This is a genomic window from Sandaracinus amylolyticus, assembly GCF_000737325.1.
In the GTDB taxonomy this organism is placed as follows: Bacteria; Myxococcota_A; Polyangia; order Polyangiales; family Sandaracinaceae; genus Sandaracinus; species Sandaracinus amylolyticus.
Genome location: NZ_CP011125.1, coordinates 1,110,107 through 1,126,691, shown reverse-complemented (window position 1 = coordinate 1,126,691; position 16,585 = coordinate 1,110,107). Strand labels below are relative to the sequence as shown.

The window sequence follows — 16,585 nt, the reverse complement described above, 5'->3', positions numbered from 1 at the left end:
TCGGAGGATGTCGATGAAGCTCTCACGACTGTCGCTCGTGCTCGCGCTCGGCGCGACGATCGCTGCCGCGTCGATCGCGGCGGTGCCGGCGAGCACGCCGGTCCTCGGTGCATCGAGCGCGCTCGCGCGCGTCGGCGGTCGGCCTCCGCCGTTCACGCTGCCCGCCGCGACCGGCGGTCCGTCGCGCGACGAGTTCCGCATGGCCGATCACCTCGGGCAGCACCCCGTCGTGATCCTGTTCTGGGCGACGTGGTGCGTGCCCTGCCAGCAGGAGCTGCCGTTCTACCAGTCGCTCTACGAGCGCTATCGTGATCGCGGGCTGCGCATCGTCGGCATCAGCATGGACGACGCGCGCACCGTGATGCGCGCCGGTCCGGCGGCGCGCCGATTGGGCGTGACGTTCGACGTCGTGACCGACCTCGACACGCGCATCACCACGCAGATCAACCCGCGCCGCAGCGCGCCGTTCAGCATCTGGGTGGATCGCGACGGCCGCATCGTGTGGGAGCGCGAGGGCTTCGCGCCCGCCGAGCAGCAGGCGATCAGCGAGGGCGTCGCGCGCCTCGTCGGGCAGTGAGCGCTCCGTCGGCTCACTCGGTGACGACGAACGCGTAGTCACAGAGCTCGGCGGCATCGCCGAGCTCTTCCTCGAGCAGCGGCATCACCACGCGATACGGCGCCGCGCCTCGACGCGCGGCGCGCCGCGGGATGCCGAGCCCGCCCTGCACGTGCACGCGGCCCGCGAGCACCACCATGCGCGCCGGCGCGCCTTCGCTCGCGAGCGTCGACGCGACGCGCTCCGCCATCGTCTCGTCCCACACGAGCTGCGCGAGGTAGAAGCGCTCGAGCATCGCGGGCTCCATCCCGGGGTGCTCGCCGAACGCCTCCATGATCATCGCGCGGTGCGCCGCGTCGTCGGTGACCATCTCCGCGGGAAGCTCGGCGCGCAGCTCGGGCGTGAGCGCGGCATCGCCCTCGCGCGCGATCGTGCGCGTCAGCTCGCGCCGCGCGTTGAGCGCGATCACCGGGGCCCCCGCATCGCGCGCGAGCTCGAGGATCGGCCGGTAGAGCGCGAAGTCCATGTTCCAGCGCTCCTGCCACTCGGTCGCACGCAGCATCTCCGCTTCGTCGATCGAGCGCGCGACGTACGCGTCGAGCGGCGCCTGGAACGGGCGCTGGAACATCTCCATGCCGATCGCGAGCGATCCGCCGCGCGCGAGCAGCGCCGCGATGATCGCGCGCTGTGCCTCGTGATCGGCCGGCGCGTCGTGTCGCTCGCCGACGTAGACGACGCGCGCGTCGTCGAGCGCGATGGCGAGCTCCTCGAGCGTCATCCGCGCGCCGGTGCGCACGTCGACGATCGGCGCGTCGATCGGCCGAGACGGCTGCGGCGTCGTGCGCTCGGTCGCTGCCGGCGCGCCACCGCACGCCAGGAGCACGAGCGCGGCCGACGCCGCGAAGAGAGCACGCGCGATCAATCGGGCTGGTAGCCGGGGCAGTCGTAGATGTTGAACGTGAGGGGCGTCGTGCGCGCGGTCGGGCCCGGCGCGGTGAGCTCGCGATCGATGTTCAGCGACGCCTCGGGCGAGATGCCGACACAGAAGATCTGACCCGAGATCAGCGCGCGCCCTTCGTCGTCGCGGCCGAACGAGACGCCGCTGACCTGACACTCCTGCGACGCGCTCGGCGGGTTGCCGCCACACGTGCCGGTGTACGCGTTGTCGTCGCGCACGGTCACCCGGCAGCCCGCCGGGCTCGGCGTCGCGCCGCCGCGCGGGAACGTCGCGTTCTGGAGCTGCAGACCGAAGTCGCTCCCGCTGACGGAGAAGTTGAGCGTGCGCGAGTCGTCGTTCTCGGTGACGTTGCACGAGATGCGCGCGCCCTCGCCGTCGAAGCCGTCGACGAAGCGATCCGGGTACGCCGTGCAGTTGTCCTCGGGGCCGTCGCCCATGTCGCAGCGCACACGCCACTCGATGTAGGCGTACACACCGGCCGGGCGGGAGTCGGTGCAGCTCGGGAGCGCGGTCGCGGCGATCGAGGCCGCGAGGAAGACGAAGCGTGCGTGGCGCATGGGTTCTCCTGCGGCAGAGGCTAGCAAAAGCGCCGTCGCCGCCGCCACTTGCGCTCACGGGAGGGGTCTTCGGAGGGCCCCTCCCGCCGACTTCGCGCGCTCAGCTCGCGCGGCGCGCCGCGTCGAGCGCGCGCTCGAGGTCGCCCCGCAGATCGTCGTGCGCCTCGACGCCGCACGAGATCCGGATGAGCCCGTCGTGGATCCCGAGCGCCGCGCGCTGCGCCGCGGGGATCGAGCCGTGGGTCATGATCGCGGGCAGCTCGATCAGCGACTCGACGCCGCCGAGGCTCTCCGCGCACACGAAGATCTCGACGGTCTCGAGCAGGGCGCGCGCCGCGGGCATGCCGCCCTTCACGACGAACGAGATCATCCCGCCCGGGCCCTTCATCTGACGGTTCGCGAGCGCGTGCTGCGGGTGCGACGCGAGCCCCGGGTAGTGCACCTTCTCGACCTGCGGGTGCGACTCGAGCCACGCCGCGATCGAGCGCGCGCTCTCGACGTGGCGCTGCATGCGCAGGTGCAGCGTCTTCACGCCGCGCAGCACCATGTAGCAGTCGAACGGACCGGGGACGCCGCCCATCGCGTTCTGCAGGAACGCGACGCGCTGCGCGAGCTCGTCGTCGCTCGTGATGATCACGCCGCCGACCACGTCGCTGTGGCCGTTGAGGTACTTCGTCGTCGAGTGCACGACCGCGTGCGCGCCGAGCTCGAGCGGGCGCTGCAGCACCGGGGTCGCGAACGTGTTGTCGACGATCACGAGGCACCCGCGCTTGCGCGCGATCTCCGACACCGCGGCGATGTCGACGAGCTTGAGCATCGGGTTCGTCGGCGTCTCGAGCCAGACGAGCTTCGTCTCGGGGCGCAGCGCGCTCTCGAACGCGCGCAGATCGCCCATGTCGACCTGCGTGGTGACGATGCCGAGCGGCTTCATCACCTTGTCGAGGATGCGGAACGATCCGCCGTAGAGATCGTCGCCCGCGACGACGTGATCGCCGGGCTTCAGCACGTGGAGCAGCGTCGTCATCGCGGCGCAGCCCGAGCCGAACGCCATGCCGTGCGTGCCGCCCTCGAGCGCGGCGAGACAACGCTCGAGCGCCTGACGCGTCGGGTTGCCGCTGCGCGAGTAGTCGAAGCCCTTGTGCTGGCCGGGGCTCGGCTGCGCGAACGTGCTCGCGAGCACGATGGGCTGCATCACCGCGCCCGAGACGGGATCGGGCTCCTGGCCTGCGTGGACGGCGAGGGTGTCGATGTGGTGGCGACGATCGCTCTGCATGGTCGCGGCGGCGTAGCGCGAGGCCGCGACGGGGCGCAAGAGCGCGGCCTCACGGGGCCTGCTCGCCCTCTCCTTCCGAGGCACGCGCCTCGCGCACCTGGGCGGCGACGCGGTCGACGCGAGCGCGCGCGTCGGGCTCCGCGGCGTCGAGGCCCTCGAGCTCTCGGCGCATCACCGCGAGGCCCGACTCGTCTCCCTCGCGCTCGCGCTCCTCGATGCGGCGTCGCAGGTCGGCGCGCCGGAGCACGATGTAGTCGTAGAGGCGCGACGCGTGCTCGAGGTCGTCCTCGAGCGTCATCGGGCGCGCGAAGCGCACCAGCTCGCGCGGCGGCGGCGCGGGCTCGCGCGGAGACGCCGGTGCGGCGGCAGGCGGCGCGGCCGGCTCGGCGATCGCGGCGACTTCGGTGCCCGCATCGGGCCGTCCCGCGTCGAGCACCGGCGCGTGCGACGTGACCACCGCGGCCGGTCGCGGCAGCGCCGCCGACGATGCCGACGAGCTCGAGCGCGCCTCGACCTCGGGCGTCGCGGTGGAGCGCGTCTCGCGCGGCGCGCCGTCGTCCGATCCGCTCGTCGCGACGGCGATCGCGATCGCGGCGATCGCGACCATCACGGCGCCCATCACGACCGATCTGCGAGTGCGCTCGTCCATCACGTCAGTTCGCCACCGCGACCGATGCGGTCCCGACGCACGCCGCGGCGCATCCGTGCTGACCGGGGTCGGGCTCCTCTCGGTACTCGTACGCGAGCACGCCCGTCCCGAGCATGCCGCGGATCGCTTGTTTCGTCGTCCAATGACATCGATCGCTGAAGTCGAAGCCGGTCTGGAGATCGAGCGTGACCTCGCCGCTCGCGCTCACCGTGCCCTGGAACACCGACGGACCGAACGTCGCGCTCGCCGCGCCGCCCTCGCACGGATAGGAGAGCGAGCCGGGCGCGCTCGTCACTCGCTCGTCGATCACGCAGCCCTCGCGCACCGTGACGTCGTAGACGCGCACGGTCGTGGTGCAGCTTCCCGAGCTCGTCGCGATCTCCGCCTGCGGCACGTCGCTCGCCTCGACGACGACCACGCCACCGCTCGAGCGGGTCGCGACCGGCTCCTCGGCGCGGCCTCCGCCCCCACACGACGCGAGCAGCGCGCACGCGATCCCGATCACCACCCTCCGCATCGCGGCCGAAGGTAGCGCGGCTCGGGGTACGATGGCTCGGGGTACGATGGCGCGGCGCATGACGACGACGACGCTCGAGCACGTGTACGAGGCGATGCGCCGACTCCGCCCCGACTTCGTCATCGCGGGCTCGCAGCATCCGCCCGACGACGCCGCGCTCGACGCGCTCGCCGCGCGCCTCGGCGTGACGCTGCCGACGATCTACCGCGAGCTCGCGCGCAACCTCGGCCCGTTCGTCGTCGAGCGCGGCGACGAGGGGCTCGAGCTCTACGCGATCGCAGAGGACGCACCGCCCGAGCTCGACGTGGAGCACGTCTCGGCGAAGCTCGCGGCGCGCACCGGCGCGATGCGGGTCGTCGTGATGCGACGCATCGGCGATCCGCGACGATGGATCCTCGAGCCCGACGGCAAGGTGCGCAGCTTCGATCCCCGCGACGCCGCGCTGGGCGAGCCCGAGGAGCTCGCCGACGTGATCGAGCGCGAGCTCGTGTCGCTGCGCTGACTCGCTCGCACGCGATGCGTGCGACGCATCGCTCGACGTCGCTCGATGCGCCGGACGCATCGAGCGCTCCCCCGCATCGCCGGACCGCGCGCGCGGCGACCGAGGCCGGAGCGCGCTTGTGGCGTCGGGCCTCGAGCCCACGTGCTGCCCGGATACCGGAGCGCCTCGCCGGGGTGTGGCGGCGAGACGGCGCGATCCGGAGGGCACGGTCGAGTGAGCACCGCGCGGCGATGCGCGCGGAGCGGTCGATCATCGTGAGCACGGGGGGTGGACGTGACGAAGGCGATCGGACGAGGCGTGGTGGTGGCGGCGCTGATCGGTGCGTGCGCGGGGTGCGAGACCGAGAGCGCCTCGCTCGTGCATCGCGAAGCGCTCGCGGACGTGCACGAGTACGGCGTGACCGAGTGCCCGCAGGATCTCGGCGTGGTCGAGGTCGAGCTCGGTGATGACGCGAGCGGGCCGGTCACGCTCTCGCTCGCCGAGGACATCATCGCGATCGACGTGCTCGATCCCGAGCTCGCGTGGCCGATCAACGACGACTGGTCGATCACGATCGAGCCCGGGCAGGTCCTGACGTTCGCGGTGCAGTTCAACTGCGGCTCGACCGACGACGTCGCGGGACGGATCGACCTCGAGCTCACGCCGCGTGGCGGCGGAGCGGCCCTCGACAGCGTGTCGATCCCGATCGCGCTCGACGTGCAGGGCGCGCCGTAGTCGCGCGTGGGCACGCGGTCGGACGTGTGCGCGTCGGCCCACGACGGCGTTCGCTCGGAGTGGAGGTTTTCGCTACCTCGCCAGCACCTACCTGCATGTCAGCGCAGGAGGCGCGACGACATGAAGCAGATGATCGGTGTGATGGCCGGAGTGCTCGCTCTCGTGGGCTGTACAAGCGACCCGGACACCGGACGAGTGGGGGCTGCGCATCTTCAAGTCGATGCCGGCAAGGACGAGCACGACGCCGGGAGAGCCGAGCACGATGCCGGCCCGCCGCCGGGGCTCTGCCGCATGACCGGCGGCGGACAGATCGACGTGGGCGAGGACCCCGATTCGTTCGGCGGCAACGCGGCGCCCCGGCGCGGCGACTTCACCGGCGAGTGGAACCACGTGACCCACGAGGGAGAGCACTTCCACGGGCACGAGATCACGTTCGTCGAGTGCTTCGTGAACGCGAACGACGAGGAGCCGCCGGAGGCCGGGTTCGCCGAGATCGTGTTCGGTGGCACCGGCACCTTCGAGGGCGAGGACTGCACGTTCGAGGTCGAGGCCGAAGACCACGGCGAGGGCCGCAACGCGCCGGCTCGTGACGAGTACACGATCCGGATCGACTGCCCCGGCACGGAGAACGACTACGTGACGCCCGACGAGGAGCCGATCCTCCACGGCAACATCCAGATCCATCCGCTCCCGCCCGGGTTCCTGTGATCTGAGCCCGCGCGAGGGCGGTGGGCTCGCCCCCGAGCCGTGAACGGCCGTGCTCCGCGGTGCCTCGTGCGCCGCGGAGCACGGCCGGACGCGTTTCGCCGTGATGCGCCGGACGCATCGCGCCGCGTCCGGCGATGCGTCGCGCGCATACCGGCGCGCGTCAGCCGATGGAGCCCGGGCGCTGCAGCCCGCTCGCGGGCGTCCCTTCCTGCTCGAGCCGCTGCATCAGGTCGCCGAGCTCGCGGCGCGCGCGCAGCGGCGTGAGGAATCGGGTCGCGAGCGCCATGAGCCGCTTGTCGAGCGCGTCGATCTCGCGCCCCGCGTGCTCCAGCGCCTGCTCGAGCGACTTGCGATCCTGCTCGAAGCTCGTCTCCAGGCGATCGAGCTGACCGCGGATCGCCTCGGTCTGGAACTCGAGGTCCTTCACCTCGCGCTGCTTGCTCTCGACCCACTCCCGCGCGCGCTGCGCGGTGCCGTGCGCGAGCAGCCAGCGATCGAGCGCGTCCGCGAGCTCGCGGTGCATCATCACCAGCGCCTGGGACGGCGCGCTCGCCTCGTTCAGGCCGAAGCTCGCCGCGAGCTTGCGGTGCGCGTCGCGGTACGCGCGCTCGGCGCCGCTCGCCGCGTCGAAGTACGGCGAGACCTCCTGGTGCGCGGTGCGCGCGGCCTCGCGCGCGGACGAGAGATCGGTGCCGAGCACGTTCATCGCGTGGCCGAGCCGCTGCCGCCCTTCGCGCGCCATCGCCTCCATCGACTCGAGCTTGCGTTGCTCCTTGAGGCCCGCCGATCGCAGCTCGTGCATGCGCCGGATCACCTCGCGGATCTCGCTCAGCGTCTGGCGCACGTCGGGCGGCGCATCGCCGCGTGGATACGCGCGCTCGAGCATCTGATCGAAGAGCGCGGTGCGCGCGGCCCAGCGCTCGAGCGTGGTCGGCGGGAGCGTCGGCGCCGCGGGACGCGGCAGCACGGATTGATGCTCGGTCGGGAGCTCCGCGGCCTCGGCGGGCGCCATCGCCGCGAGCTCCTTCTCGACCTGGTGCGCGTCGACCGGGCGATCCTCGGGACGCTTCGCGAGCATCCGGAGGATCAGCTCCTCGAGGCGACGCGGCACGTGGGGCACGAGCTCGCTCGGCTTCGGCGGCGTCGCCTGCAGGTGCAGGATCAGGAACGCGGGGATGTCGTCGGCCTGGAACGGCAGTCGCCCGGTGAGCATCTCGAAGAGGATCACGCCGAGCGCGTACAGATCGGCGGAGGGCCCCGAGTCGATCGAGGTCACGCGCTCGGGCGCCATGTACTGCGGCGTGCCGAAGATCTGACCCGCGCTGGTGAGCCGCTGGTCGTGCATCGAGCGCGCGATGCCGAAGTCGAGGATCTTCGCGACGGGCTTGCCGCCCGCGCCGCGCGAGACGAACACGTTCTCGGGCTTGAGGTCGCGGTGCAGCACGCCGAAGTCGTGCGCACGCGCGAGGCCGCGCGCGATCTGGAGGCCGAGCGTGCACACCTGCGGCGCCGGCATCGGCCCGTTCGCGATCAGCCGATCGAGCGGCGCGCCGTCGAGCAGCTCCATCACGAGGTACGACGTGCCGTCGTCGGTCTCGCCGTAGTCGTGGATCTCGATGATGTTCGGGTGCGCGATCGCCGCCGCGTTCTTCGCCTCGCGGCGGAAGCGCTCCTTGAGCGCCGCGTCGCGCGAGAGCTGCGGGTTCATGATCTTCACCGCGACCGGGCGATCGACGAGCGCGTTGCGCGCGCGATAGACGACCGCCATGCCGCCTTCGCCGAGCGCCTTCTCGATGTGATAACGACCGCCGAGCAGCGTGCCGATGCGCTCGTCGGCGAGCGTCTCGAGCACGGTGTTGTCGACGAGGCAGCGCGAGTCGGCGTCGGTGTACTTGAGCTGACAGGCCGGGCAGATCTTCATCGCGCTCCCCTCGACCGCGATTGTACCGGAGCAGAGCGTCTCGAGCGCGCAGGCCACCGAGCGGCGATCGCGGCGCGGCGCCACGCACGAACGCCAGCGATCCTGGGCGTTTCGCGTTGTGCGTGGCTGGCGGGCGCGTTGCTTGTTGGTGACCTCATGACCTCTCGCGCACCGCTCACGATCGCGCTCGCGCTCGTCGTCGTGCCGGGTGCGCTCGCGCTCTCCGGCTGCTCGGCTTGTGGGCCGCCGCAGTCGGCGTCGGCGCAGGACGAGGTCGTCGTGGAGGCTGATGGCGGCGTGGTGCAGCGCACGGTGATCGTGCCCGTCCCGGTGCCTGCGCCGGAGGAGCGCCCGGCGCCCGAGCCCGAAGCCCCCGCGACTTGTTACGAGGTCGCGGCGAACCGCACGAACCTCACCGAGCAGCAGATCGCGCTGCTCTGCAGCGGCGCATGGTCGTCGGCGCCGATCCAGTGCTACCTCGACGCGCGCGCGCGGCTGACGATCACGGACCCGCAGCGCATCGGCCTCTGCCGCTGCGCGGACTCGACCGCGCCGGTCGACTGCTACCGCCGACTGCAGCGCTCGCGCGCGCTCACCGACGTGCAGGTCGAGTCGCTCTGCGCGCCGGTGATCGCGCTCGGCCTCCTCGACAACTGCCGCCCGGCCGGCGGCTTCTGAAGAGTTCCTCCAAGGAGAGCAGCAGGAAGGCAGGACGGGAACCAAAGACAGAGTTTCTCCTGCCTTCCTAACTTCCTGCTCTCCTTAGAAATTCCCCCTCTTCGAGGGCTCATCGCTCAGAAAAGAAAGTGACCGCTCACTTTTTTCTGCTAGCCTGACGGCCGTGCTCCAAGCGCCGCAGCAGGCCCGTGCGATCGCCACCCGTGCTCGCCTCGTCGAGGCCGCGAGCGCGCTCCTCGTCGAAGAAGGCCTGCGCGGCACGACGACGGCGGCCGTCGCCGCGCGCGCCGAGGTCTCGCAGGGCGCGCTCTTCAAGCACTTCCCCACGAAGCTCGATCTCCTCGCCGCGTGCGTCGAAGCGGTGCTCGCCTCGCTCGTGGACGCCTTCCGCGCGGCGCTGCCCAAGCGCACCCCCGCGGATCTCGACGCGCGCCTCCGCGTCGGCGTCGCGGCGCTCTGGAAGGTGTTCCGCCTGCCCGCGATGCAGGGCCTCTTCGAGGTCTATCTCGCGGCGCGCACCGATCCCGAGCTCGGGCGCGCGCTCGAGCCGCTGCTCGCCGCGCACAACGCGAACATCCAGCGCGAGGCGCGCGCGCTGCTCCCCGAGCTCGCGTCGCATCCCGGGCTCGCGAGCGGCGTCGACGCGGTCGTCTACGCGATGCAGGGCGTCGCGCTCGGTGTGTTCTCGAACGACGAGCGGCGCGACCGCGAGCACCTCGCGTTCTTCGAGCGCCTCGCGGTGCACGAGCTCGCGGCCGCAGCACCGCAGGTCACGCAAGCAGCGCAGTCGAAGGCGGGCTCACGAGCCCGACGGAGGGGGTGATGTCGACGCTGATCTACTACGCGATCCCCGCGTTCATCATCACGGTCGCGCTCGAGGCGCTCTACGTGCGCCAGCGCGCGAACGTGCGGGGCTACGAGACGAAGGACACGTTCGCGAGCCTCACGATGGGCGTCGGCAACGTGCTCATCGCCGGGGTCGTGAAGATCGGCGTCATCGCGCTGTGGCTCTTCCTGTACGAGCACCGGATCTTCGATCTGCCGGTCTCTGCGTGGTGGGTCTGGCTGCTGCTCTTCGTGTGCGAGGACTTCTGTTACTACTGGTTCCATCGAGTGAGCCACGAGTCGCGCTTCTTCTGGGCGGCGCACGTCAACCATCACTCGAGCACGCACTACAACCTCTCGACCGCGCTCCGGCAGTCGTGGACCACGCCGTTCACCGGCATCGTGTTCTGGCTGCCGCTCCCGCTGCTCGGGTTCCATCCCGGGATGATCCTGGTGCAGCAGGCGATCTCGCTGCTCTACCAGTACTGGCTGCACGTCGAGTGGCTGCCGAAGCTCGGGCCCTTCGAGTGGATCTTCAACACGCCCTCGCACCACCGCGTGCACCACGGGCGCAACGTGAAGTACCTCGACCGCAACCACGGTGGGATCCTGATCGTCTGGGATCGCCTGTTCGGCACGTTCGAGCCCGAGGCCGAGACGCCGGACTACGGGCTCACGAAGAACATCGAGACGTTCCATCCCGTGAAGATCGCCTTCCACGAGTGGCTCGCGATCGCGCGCGACGTGATGCGCGCACGATCGCTGCGCGACGCGCTCGGGTACGTGTTCGGACCGCCGGGTTGGGCGCCCGGCGGACGCGGCGAGACCAGCGCGGTGCTGCGCGCGCGGTTGGCGCGCTCGTAGTCAGAAGATCATCACCGCGCCTTGCGCGGAGAGCGAGACGATCGCGGCGGCGCCGAGCGCCATGTGCGTCACGCTGAGCGCCTGCATCGCGTCGAAGTGCTGCTGGCGATCGATGCCGAACCAGTCGTCGGCGTTCGAGATGAAGAGCCCGAGCAGCGCCTGCGCGATGATCAGCGAGGTCGTCGCGATCCGGATCGTGCGGTGGATGCGGATGCGCTCGCCGCGCGCGTCGTCTTGATCGCCGAGGTGCAGCGGGTCCGGCATGAACATGCCGAGCATCGACGTGGTCACGTAGAGCGTCGTCGTGATCCCGCCGGCGATCGCATGCGGCCACACCGTGCCTTCGCAGTACTCGTTCCAGACCGCGGTGCCCTGCGCGCACGGCGTGTCCTCGTATCGCCCCGCGAACCCGTAGCGATCGTGGAAGCTGATCGCACCGAGGATCGCGGTCGTCGTGAGCGACACCCACGCGGCGATGCCGAGACCGGTCATCCAGTCGGCCATCGTCTCGCGCACACCGAGCAGGTGGCGGAGCCGCTGCGGGTCGAGCTCGGTCTGCGCTGCGTCCGACGGCGATGGATCCGGGCCCTCCTGCGCCGTCGCGGCGGGCGCGGCGAGCACGATCGAGAGCGCCAGGACGAGCGCGATAGGAGTGCTCACACAGCGGACGGCGGACGGGAGTGCCCGTCTCGGGCACGCACGGGAGCCGGCCGCGGAGAGAGCCGATGAATTCGTGGAGCGCACGATGAACAGAGTCATCGCCGCGTCGGATCCTCCCGCAACTGGGGCACGCGCGTGCGACCGGAGCCGCGGACGTGCGCGCGTCTCGCCTCGCGTACCGAGGCGATCGATCACGCCGTGCCGGGCTGCTCGATCGGCGGTCGCGCGATGTGCGGGAGCGGCTCGGGCCAGATGCGCCGCAGCTCTTCGGGGAGGAGGTGTCGCACCTTCCGGATCTCGCCTTCGTCGATGTGCTGGTTGAGGAGCTCGAACGCCGCGAGCATCACGTCGCGCGGCGCAGCGGCGAGCCCGCCGCTCAGCTCCTTGCTCACGCGGTCGTAGAGCTCGTCGGGCGTGCGCATCGCGTGCGGCGTGTGCCCCGGCACCCAGCCCTCGTAGTACGCGCCGCGGAGCAGCATCGGCAGCTGCGCCGCGAGCGCGACCGCTTCGGACACCGGGAGGCGATCACGGATCGCGTGCAGCGCAGTGCGCAGACAGCGATACGCGAGCGGCGGGTGCAGCTGGCCGAGGTTGTCGGCGTAGTCGCGGATCCACTGGTGCGTCGCCTGGAGCGTCGTCTCGAACGCGTCGATCGTGCGGTTCGTCTGCATGGCGCATCCCTCGCCCCCGACGGAGCAAGCGGCGTGCGCCCTCGTTGCGATGCAGACGCGCGCGGCGGAGCGAGCGGCGACGTCGCCGTTCGCCACTGCCGCGCGCCGACGTCACGGCGACGGCGTGACCACGCGGAAGATGCGGAACGGATCGGGCGGCGCGGCGCCGAGGTGGATCTGCGCGGTCGTGAAGTACATCTGACCCTGCGGGCCGATCGCGAACGAGTCCGGCCACGCGATGCGCGCGTCCTGCACGACGACCTCGGGCGCGCCCTGACCGGGCACGAAGGTGCGGATCGCGTCGTGCTCGAGCGAGCTGAGCCACACGCGCCCGTCGTGGAACTCGAGCCCGTCGGACGCGCCGGTCTCGCCGAGCACCTGGATGCGGCTCGCGATCGTCGCGTCGTCGGCGCTCGGATCGCGGAGCACCTCGGTGGGCACGCGGTAGAGCGTGCGCCCGCGCAGCGCCTGGAAGTAGAGCCAGCCTCCGTCCTCGTCGAGCGCGATGCCGTCCGAGTGCACCTCGCGCGCGAAGGGCTGGCCACCGATGCGCAGCGTGATGTCCTCGGCGTGCGTGCTCGGATGCCCGTCGAGCACGCGGCGCGCGAGGCCGGTCTCGAGATCGACGATCACGAGCGCGCCGTCGCCGGAGTCGGTGAGGTACGCGTGGTGGTGCGAGACGTCCACGCGCACGTCGTTGAGGTACGAGCTCGGCGTGATCACCGGCGGCTCGAACGAGTAGGTGCGAGGCGGCTCGTCGGCGTCCTCGGGATCGTCGAACACGACGAGCTTCGGCGCTCCCTCGACGACGCCCGCGAAGCGCGGGTTGCCGGGATCGACGACCCAGAGGCGACGCTCGCGATCGACGGTGACGCTCTGCACCGCGACCCAGTGGGTGCGCGGATCTTCGCCGGGCCGCCACGCGTTCCAGCGCTCGTCGGGGTACGGGATCGGCGTGCCGCTCGGATCGAGCACCGCGACCGAGATCGGCACGTCGTCGCTCCACCGCGGGTAGCTCACGTAGACGCGTCCCTCGGGGCGGATCGCGATGCCGGTCCAGCGACGCGGCGACTCCGCGACGAGCTCGAGCGTCGACTCCTGCGGTGGACGCGGCGGGGGCGGCGGGCTCGCGCCGCATGCCGTCAGCGAGAGCGCGATCGAGAGCGCGAGGGACCTTCTCATTCGGACTGCTCTCTCATTCGGACTGCTCCGTCACGTCGTGCGCCTTCTTCTTCTTGCGCTTCTTCTTGCGCCGGTAGGGCGACGGATTGCCGAGATAGCTCCGGCCCGGGTCGACGAGAAGGTGCCCGCGCATCGCCTCGCGTCCGAGCAGCATGCGGAAGCCCATCACGTCGCGGCGCGTCAGCGTGACCTCGATCTCCCAGAGCACGCCGCGGATCTCGATCGGCGTGCGGATCACCGGACGGAGCTGCTGATCGCCGTGGCTCGAGCGGACGAGGCGCTCGTCGATCATCTCGGCCTCGCAGCGCACCTCGAGCCCGCGATCGCGCTGCAGCGGGTGCACGAGGAACGTGAGCATCGGGCGACCGCGCGAGGTGAAGCGCTCGACGTCGTCGGCGTGCAGCGCGGACGTGCGCGCGCCGGTGTCGGTCTTGACCTTGATCGACTCGATGCCGAGCGAGGGCAGCGCGATCCACTCGCGCCAGCCGATCACCTGCACGCTCGTCCGGTCGCTCATCCGCGCTCCCGGAGCGAATACCACATCGCGCATCGAGTACGCTCGCGCGCATGAAGCGAGGCAGCACGATCCTGCTGGTCGCGGCGACGGTGCTCGCCGCGCCGATCGCGCTCGCGTTCGAGAGCGTCCTGCGCTGGCTGCTGTTCCCGCCCGATTTCGAGGCGGTGCGCGCGTTCCTCGAGCCGTTCCTGACGCCGCTCGCGTGGCTCCTCGTGGTGATCTCGGCGCTGGCGGGGATCGCGGGGACGTTCGCGCAGCGCACGATCGCGGCGCGACGGATCGCGAAGCTGGGCGCCGGCGCGACGGCGGTGCAGATCGAGACCGTGCGCAACCAGGTGTTCCTGATCACCGCGTCGATCCCGCAGCTGCCGACGATCGCGTCGACGTTCGCGTTCATGTTCGGCGCGTCGCTGGTGCCTACCCTGGTGGGTGTGGCGATCGGAACGCTCTCCGTGCTCGCGCAGGGCGTGGTGCTGATGAGAGGAGACGCGTCATGACGCTCGAGGTGCTCACGATCCCGCTGCTGCGCGACAACTACGGCTACTTGATCGTCGATCGCGAGACGCAGCGCGCGGTCGCGATCGATCCGTCCGCGCACGAGCCGGTGATCGACGTGCTCGAGCGCGAGCGCCTCTCGCTCGATGCGATCTGGTGCACGCACCACCACTGGGATCACGTCGGCGGGATCCCGGGGCTGCTCGCGCGCTTCCCCGACCTCGCGGTGCTCGGCAGCGCGCACGACGCGACGAGCGGGAACATCGAGCGGCAGACGCGCGGGGTCGCGGACGGCGAGGTCGTCGAGCACGGCGGCGTGCGCTTCGAGGTGCTCGCGATCCCGGGTCACACGCTCGGCGCGATCGCGTACGTGGGCGGCGGGATGGCGTTCACCGGGGACACGCTGTTCCTCGGCGGCTGCGGGCGCGTGTTCGAGGGCACGATGCCGATCATGCGCGCGTCGCTCGCGCGGCTGCGCGCGCTGCCGCCCGACACGCGCATCTACTGCGGGCACGAGTACACCAAGCGCAACCTCGAGTTCGCGCGCGTGGTCGAGCCGAACGACGCCGCGATCGCGGCGCGGCTCGAGGCGGTGATCGCGACGCGCGAGGAAGGGCGCGTCACGGTCCCCGCGACGATCGCCGAGGAGCTCGCGACGAACCCGTTCTTGCGCTGGGACTCGATCGCGGTGCGCGCCTACGCGAAGTCGCGCGGCGCAGCGGAGTCCGAGGACGACGTGTTCGCGCGCATCCGCGAGGCGAAAGACTCGTTCTGATCGCGCGACGTCACGGGCACGCGACGCCGTCGACGATGCCGTAGCCGCCGGGGATGAACGAGCGGAACCCGAAGCACGAGTAGATCGTCGCGGCCACGTCGCGCGACGTCGGCGGCCGCGTCTCGCGCTCGTCGTCCTCGCCGATCAGCTCGACGGGACGACCGAGCCCGTTCTCCTCGTATCCGCCCAGCATCCGGTTGCCCTGGATGCGTCCGTTCACGAGCACCGCGGAGTGCATCGGGTTGTGATCCGAGCCGCCGGTGATCGGGAACGTCCGACCGAAGTCGCTCGTGATGTACACGAGCGTGTCGTCGAGCAGCGTGCTCCCCGCGCGCATCGTCGAAGGCGTCAGCTTCATCTCCGCGATCAGTCGTCCGATGACCTCGAACGCGCCGCGCAGGTGCGTGCCGTGGCCGCCGAACGGGTTCGTGAAGTGCGAGTCGAAGTTGAACGTCATCGGCAGTCGGAAGCTCACCGCCGTCGTCAGATCGCTCTTCAGCATCCGCAGCGCGAGATCGAAGTTCGGCCCCCACGTCGCGTCGGTCGCGTGGTAGTCGGCATAGCCGATCGTCCACCCGAAGCGCGGCGCGCCCGGCGCCCACGGCATCGACGCGGGTAGATGCTCGACCCCCGGCGTGGCGGCCACGAGATCGACGATGTCGCGCGCGAGCGTGCGCGACAGGCCAGCGTAGCCCTCGTAGAGCTGCTCGAGCGCGGTGTCGGTGCCGCGCGTGCTGCGCCCGCGCAGCCCTCGGATCTGCGGGAGCAGCGCGCCCTCGACCGCGGTGAGCGGGATGCCGCTGCCCTGCGGCGTTCCATCGAACGCGAGCGCGGGCTCCTCGGTGCGGGTGCGCAGCCCGTTCCACGCGTAGCGACGATCGGAGAGCGTGTACTCGAGGTCACCGACGTTCGCGATCTCGGCGGGTCCCGCCGCGGGCGCGAGGTCGAGCGCGGGGCCGGAGAGCGAGCCGCCGATCGAGACGCTCGGCACCGCGCGATCGGGGAAGCGATCGAGGAAGTGATTCGCGATCACCGCGGGGATCGCGGGTGCACCGAACGTCGCGCCCGCGACGCCGCACAGTGACGCGATCTGCCCGGAGAGGTGCGCGGCCGTGCCCTGGTCGACGCCGGAGATGATCGCGGTGTTCTCCCAGAGCCGATATTCGGGCGCGGCCCACGCGTAGCCCTTGTTGCCCGGCTCGGCGAGGCGCATCGACGGATCGGCGCGATCCCACGTCACGTTCATGCGCACCCGCCGAATCGGCGCATCGACGTCGGCGTCGCCCGAGCCGTCGAGGTTCTCGACCGTCGACGCGTCGTAGAAGATCGGCGAGCCATCGGGACGCGGGATGAATCGCCCGATGCGATCGTCGTGGAACACCGACCACATGAGCTCGTGGTGGATCCCGCCCGGGATCATGATCATCAGCAGCTTCGTCGGGCGATCGGTCGTGCAGTCGGCGCGCGCGCGACCGTCGAGCAGACCGAAGCGCGAAAGGAGCCCGAGCTGGACCGCGCCGACACCGCCGGCCGCGAGCAGCGTGCGTCTCGACATCTTCATGC

Annotated in this window: 20 protein-coding genes; 9 read left to right on the top strand and 11 right to left on the bottom strand. The window is 71.2% G+C overall.

Annotated elements, in window-relative coordinates; genetic code table 11:
* The first annotated feature begins 13 nt into the window (after positions 1-13).
* Positions 14-577: a TlpA family protein disulfide reductase gene (locus DB32_RS04615; RefSeq protein ID WP_169791339.1), complete on the top strand. Its 564-nt coding sequence runs from the start codon at positions 14-16 to the stop codon at positions 575-577.
* 13 nt (positions 578-590) lie between these two features.
* Here the strand turns inward: DB32_RS04615 and DB32_RS04610 are convergent, their stop codons facing one another.
* The 5 genes from DB32_RS04610 to DB32_RS04590 all read right to left on the bottom strand — a co-directional run bounded on the left by DB32_RS04610 (position 591) and on the right by DB32_RS04590 (position 4,510).
* Entirely contained in the window at positions 591-1,478 is an 888-nt protein-coding gene (locus DB32_RS04610) for a ChaN family lipoprotein (protein WP_053231204.1), read from the bottom strand.
* Positions 1,475-2,071, bottom strand: a complete 597-nt coding sequence (locus tag DB32_RS04605; RefSeq protein ID WP_053231203.1) for a hypothetical protein — start codon at positions 2,069-2,071, stop codon at positions 1,475-1,477. Before DB32_RS04605 ends, DB32_RS04610 begins: the two co-directional genes overlap by 4 nt.
* A 100-nt stretch (positions 2,072-2,171) precedes the next feature.
* The gene (locus tag DB32_RS04600; RefSeq protein WP_053238679.1) at positions 2,172-3,344 is read right to left on the bottom strand and encodes a cystathionine gamma-synthase; all 1,173 of its coding nucleotides are present in this window, start codon (positions 3,342-3,344) and stop codon (positions 2,172-2,174) included.
* 49 nt (positions 3,345-3,393) lie between these two features.
* Positions 3,394-3,993, bottom strand: coding sequence for a hypothetical protein (locus DB32_RS04595; protein ID WP_053231202.1), 600 nt, complete (start codon positions 3,991-3,993; stop codon positions 3,394-3,396).
* Positions 3,994-3,997: 4 nt separating this feature from the next.
* A complete protein-coding gene (locus DB32_RS04590) occupies positions 3,998-4,510 on the bottom strand; it encodes a hypothetical protein (protein ID WP_157068717.1) in 513 nt (170 codons plus the stop codon).
* Between the two features lie 58 nt (positions 4,511-4,568).
* On the opposite strand from DB32_RS04590, the gene DB32_RS04585 reads away from it, so the two are divergent.
* From DB32_RS04585 to DB32_RS04575, 3 genes are all read left to right on the top strand, one after another.
* A complete protein-coding gene (locus DB32_RS04585) occupies positions 4,569-5,012 on the top strand; it encodes a hypothetical protein (protein ID WP_157068716.1) in 444 nt (147 codons plus the stop codon).
* A gap of 273 nt (positions 5,013-5,285) precedes the next feature.
* On the top strand, positions 5,286-5,726 hold the full coding sequence (locus tag DB32_RS04580; protein WP_157068715.1) for a hypothetical protein: 441 nt from the start codon (positions 5,286-5,288) through the stop codon (positions 5,724-5,726).
* A gap of 120 nt (positions 5,727-5,846) precedes the next feature.
* Positions 5,847-6,434 (top strand): hypothetical protein, encoded by a 588-nt coding sequence (locus DB32_RS04575; protein ID WP_157068714.1) that lies wholly within the window; start codon positions 5,847-5,849, stop codon positions 6,432-6,434.
* 160 nt (positions 6,435-6,594) lie between these two features.
* Here the strand turns inward: DB32_RS04575 and DB32_RS04570 are convergent, their stop codons facing one another.
* Positions 6,595-8,355: a serine/threonine-protein kinase gene (locus tag DB32_RS04570; RefSeq protein ID WP_157068713.1), complete on the bottom strand. Its 1,761-nt coding sequence runs from the start codon at positions 8,353-8,355 to the stop codon at positions 6,595-6,597.
* A 156-nt stretch (positions 8,356-8,511) separates the two neighbouring features.
* Between DB32_RS04570 and DB32_RS04565 the strand changes: the two genes are divergently transcribed.
* From DB32_RS04565 to DB32_RS04555, 3 genes are all read left to right on the top strand, one after another.
* Entirely contained in the window at positions 8,512-9,033 is a 522-nt protein-coding gene (locus tag DB32_RS04565; RefSeq protein ID WP_053231196.1) for a hypothetical protein, read from the top strand.
* A gap of 163 nt (positions 9,034-9,196) precedes the next feature.
* On the top strand, positions 9,197-9,856 hold the full coding sequence (locus DB32_RS04560; protein ID WP_053231195.1) for a TetR family transcriptional regulator: 660 nt from the start codon (positions 9,197-9,199) through the stop codon (positions 9,854-9,856).
* A complete protein-coding gene (locus DB32_RS04555; RefSeq protein WP_053231194.1) occupies positions 9,856-10,722 on the top strand; it encodes a sterol desaturase family protein in 867 nt (288 codons plus the stop codon). Before DB32_RS04560 ends, DB32_RS04555 begins: the two co-directional genes overlap by 1 nt.
* Here DB32_RS04555 and DB32_RS04550 read toward each other — a convergent pair whose 3' ends face one another.
* The 4 genes from DB32_RS04550 to DB32_RS04535 all read right to left on the bottom strand — a co-directional run bounded on the left by DB32_RS04550 (position 10,723) and on the right by DB32_RS04535 (position 13,752).
* Positions 10,723-11,382, bottom strand: coding sequence for a hypothetical protein (locus DB32_RS04550; protein ID WP_053231193.1), 660 nt, complete (start codon positions 11,380-11,382; stop codon positions 10,723-10,725).
* 191 nt (positions 11,383-11,573) lie between these two features.
* Positions 11,574-12,053 (bottom strand): DUF2267 domain-containing protein, encoded by a 480-nt coding sequence (locus DB32_RS04545; protein WP_075097818.1) that lies wholly within the window; start codon positions 12,051-12,053, stop codon positions 11,574-11,576.
* Between the two features lie 111 nt (positions 12,054-12,164).
* The gene (locus tag DB32_RS04540; RefSeq protein ID WP_053231191.1) at positions 12,165-13,235 is read right to left on the bottom strand and encodes an L-dopachrome tautomerase-related protein; all 1,071 of its coding nucleotides are present in this window, start codon (positions 13,233-13,235) and stop codon (positions 12,165-12,167) included.
* A 13-nt stretch (positions 13,236-13,248) separates the two neighbouring features.
* Entirely contained in the window at positions 13,249-13,752 is a 504-nt protein-coding gene (locus tag DB32_RS04535) for an ATP-dependent zinc protease family protein (protein ID WP_053231190.1), read from the bottom strand.
* Between the two features lie 50 nt (positions 13,753-13,802).
* On the opposite strand from DB32_RS04535, the gene DB32_RS04530 reads away from it, so the two are divergent.
* Positions 13,803-14,249 carry a hypothetical protein gene (locus DB32_RS04530; RefSeq protein WP_053231189.1) on the top strand — a complete coding sequence of 149 codons (447 nt, stop codon included), beginning with the start codon at positions 13,803-13,805 and terminating at the stop codon, positions 14,247-14,249.
* Positions 14,246-15,022 (top strand): hydroxyacylglutathione hydrolase, encoded by a 777-nt coding sequence (gloB, locus tag DB32_RS04525; RefSeq protein ID WP_053231188.1) that lies wholly within the window; start codon positions 14,246-14,248, stop codon positions 15,020-15,022. The genes DB32_RS04530 and gloB overlap by 4 nt, the downstream gene beginning before the upstream one ends.
* A 10-nt stretch (positions 15,023-15,032) precedes the next feature.
* On the opposite strand, the gene DB32_RS04520 is transcribed toward gloB, so the two are convergent.
* Positions 15,033-16,583, bottom strand: a complete 1,551-nt coding sequence (locus DB32_RS04520; protein WP_053231187.1) for a DUF1501 domain-containing protein — start codon at positions 16,581-16,583, stop codon at positions 15,033-15,035.
* Between the last annotated feature and the right edge of the window lie 2 nt (positions 16,584-16,585).

What these genes read in the sequence shown, in the direction of transcription:
- DB32_RS04615 (WP_169791339.1), top strand. Translation starts at nt 14, where the DNA reads ATGAAGCTCTCACGACTGTCGCTCGTGCTCGCGCTCGGCGCGACGATC.
- DB32_RS04605 (WP_053231203.1), bottom strand. Translation starts at nt 2,071, where the DNA reads ATGCGCCACGCACGCTTCGTCTTCCTCGCGGCCTCGATCGCCGCGACC.
- DB32_RS04600 (WP_053238679.1), bottom strand. Translation starts at nt 3,344, where the DNA reads ATGCAGAGCGATCGTCGCCACCACATCGACACCCTCGCCGTCCACGCA.
- DB32_RS04595 (WP_053231202.1), bottom strand. Translation starts at nt 3,993, where the DNA reads ATGGACGAGCGCACTCGCAGATCGGTCGTGATGGGCGCCGTGATGGTC.
- DB32_RS04590 (WP_157068717.1), bottom strand. Translation starts at nt 4,510, where the DNA reads ATGCGGAGGGTGGTGATCGGGATCGCGTGCGCGCTGCTCGCGTCGTGT.
- DB32_RS04585 (WP_157068716.1), top strand. Translation starts at nt 4,569, where the DNA reads ATGACGACGACGACGCTCGAGCACGTGTACGAGGCGATGCGCCGACTC.
- DB32_RS04575 (WP_157068714.1), top strand. Translation starts at nt 5,847, where the DNA reads ATGAAGCAGATGATCGGTGTGATGGCCGGAGTGCTCGCTCTCGTGGGC.
- DB32_RS04570 (WP_157068713.1), bottom strand. Translation starts at nt 8,355, where the DNA reads ATGAAGATCTGCCCGGCCTGTCAGCTCAAGTACACCGACGCCGACTCG.
- DB32_RS04565 (WP_053231196.1), top strand. Translation starts at nt 8,512, where the DNA reads ATGACCTCTCGCGCACCGCTCACGATCGCGCTCGCGCTCGTCGTCGTG.
- DB32_RS04555 (WP_053231194.1), top strand. Translation starts at nt 9,856, where the DNA reads ATGTCGACGCTGATCTACTACGCGATCCCCGCGTTCATCATCACGGTC.
- DB32_RS04545 (WP_075097818.1), bottom strand. Translation starts at nt 12,053, where the DNA reads ATGCAGACGAACCGCACGATCGACGCGTTCGAGACGACGCTCCAGGCG.
- DB32_RS04540 (WP_053231191.1), bottom strand. Translation starts at nt 13,235, where the DNA reads ATGAGAAGGTCCCTCGCGCTCTCGATCGCGCTCTCGCTGACGGCATGC.
- DB32_RS04535 (WP_053231190.1), bottom strand. Translation starts at nt 13,752, where the DNA reads ATGAGCGACCGGACGAGCGTGCAGGTGATCGGCTGGCGCGAGTGGATC.
- DB32_RS04530 (WP_053231189.1), top strand. Translation starts at nt 13,803, where the DNA reads ATGAAGCGAGGCAGCACGATCCTGCTGGTCGCGGCGACGGTGCTCGCC.
- gloB (WP_053231188.1), top strand. Translation starts at nt 14,246, where the DNA reads ATGACGCTCGAGGTGCTCACGATCCCGCTGCTGCGCGACAACTACGGC.
- DB32_RS04520 (WP_053231187.1), bottom strand. Translation starts at nt 16,583, where the DNA reads ATGAAGATGTCGAGACGCACGCTGCTCGCGGCCGGCGGTGTCGGCGCG.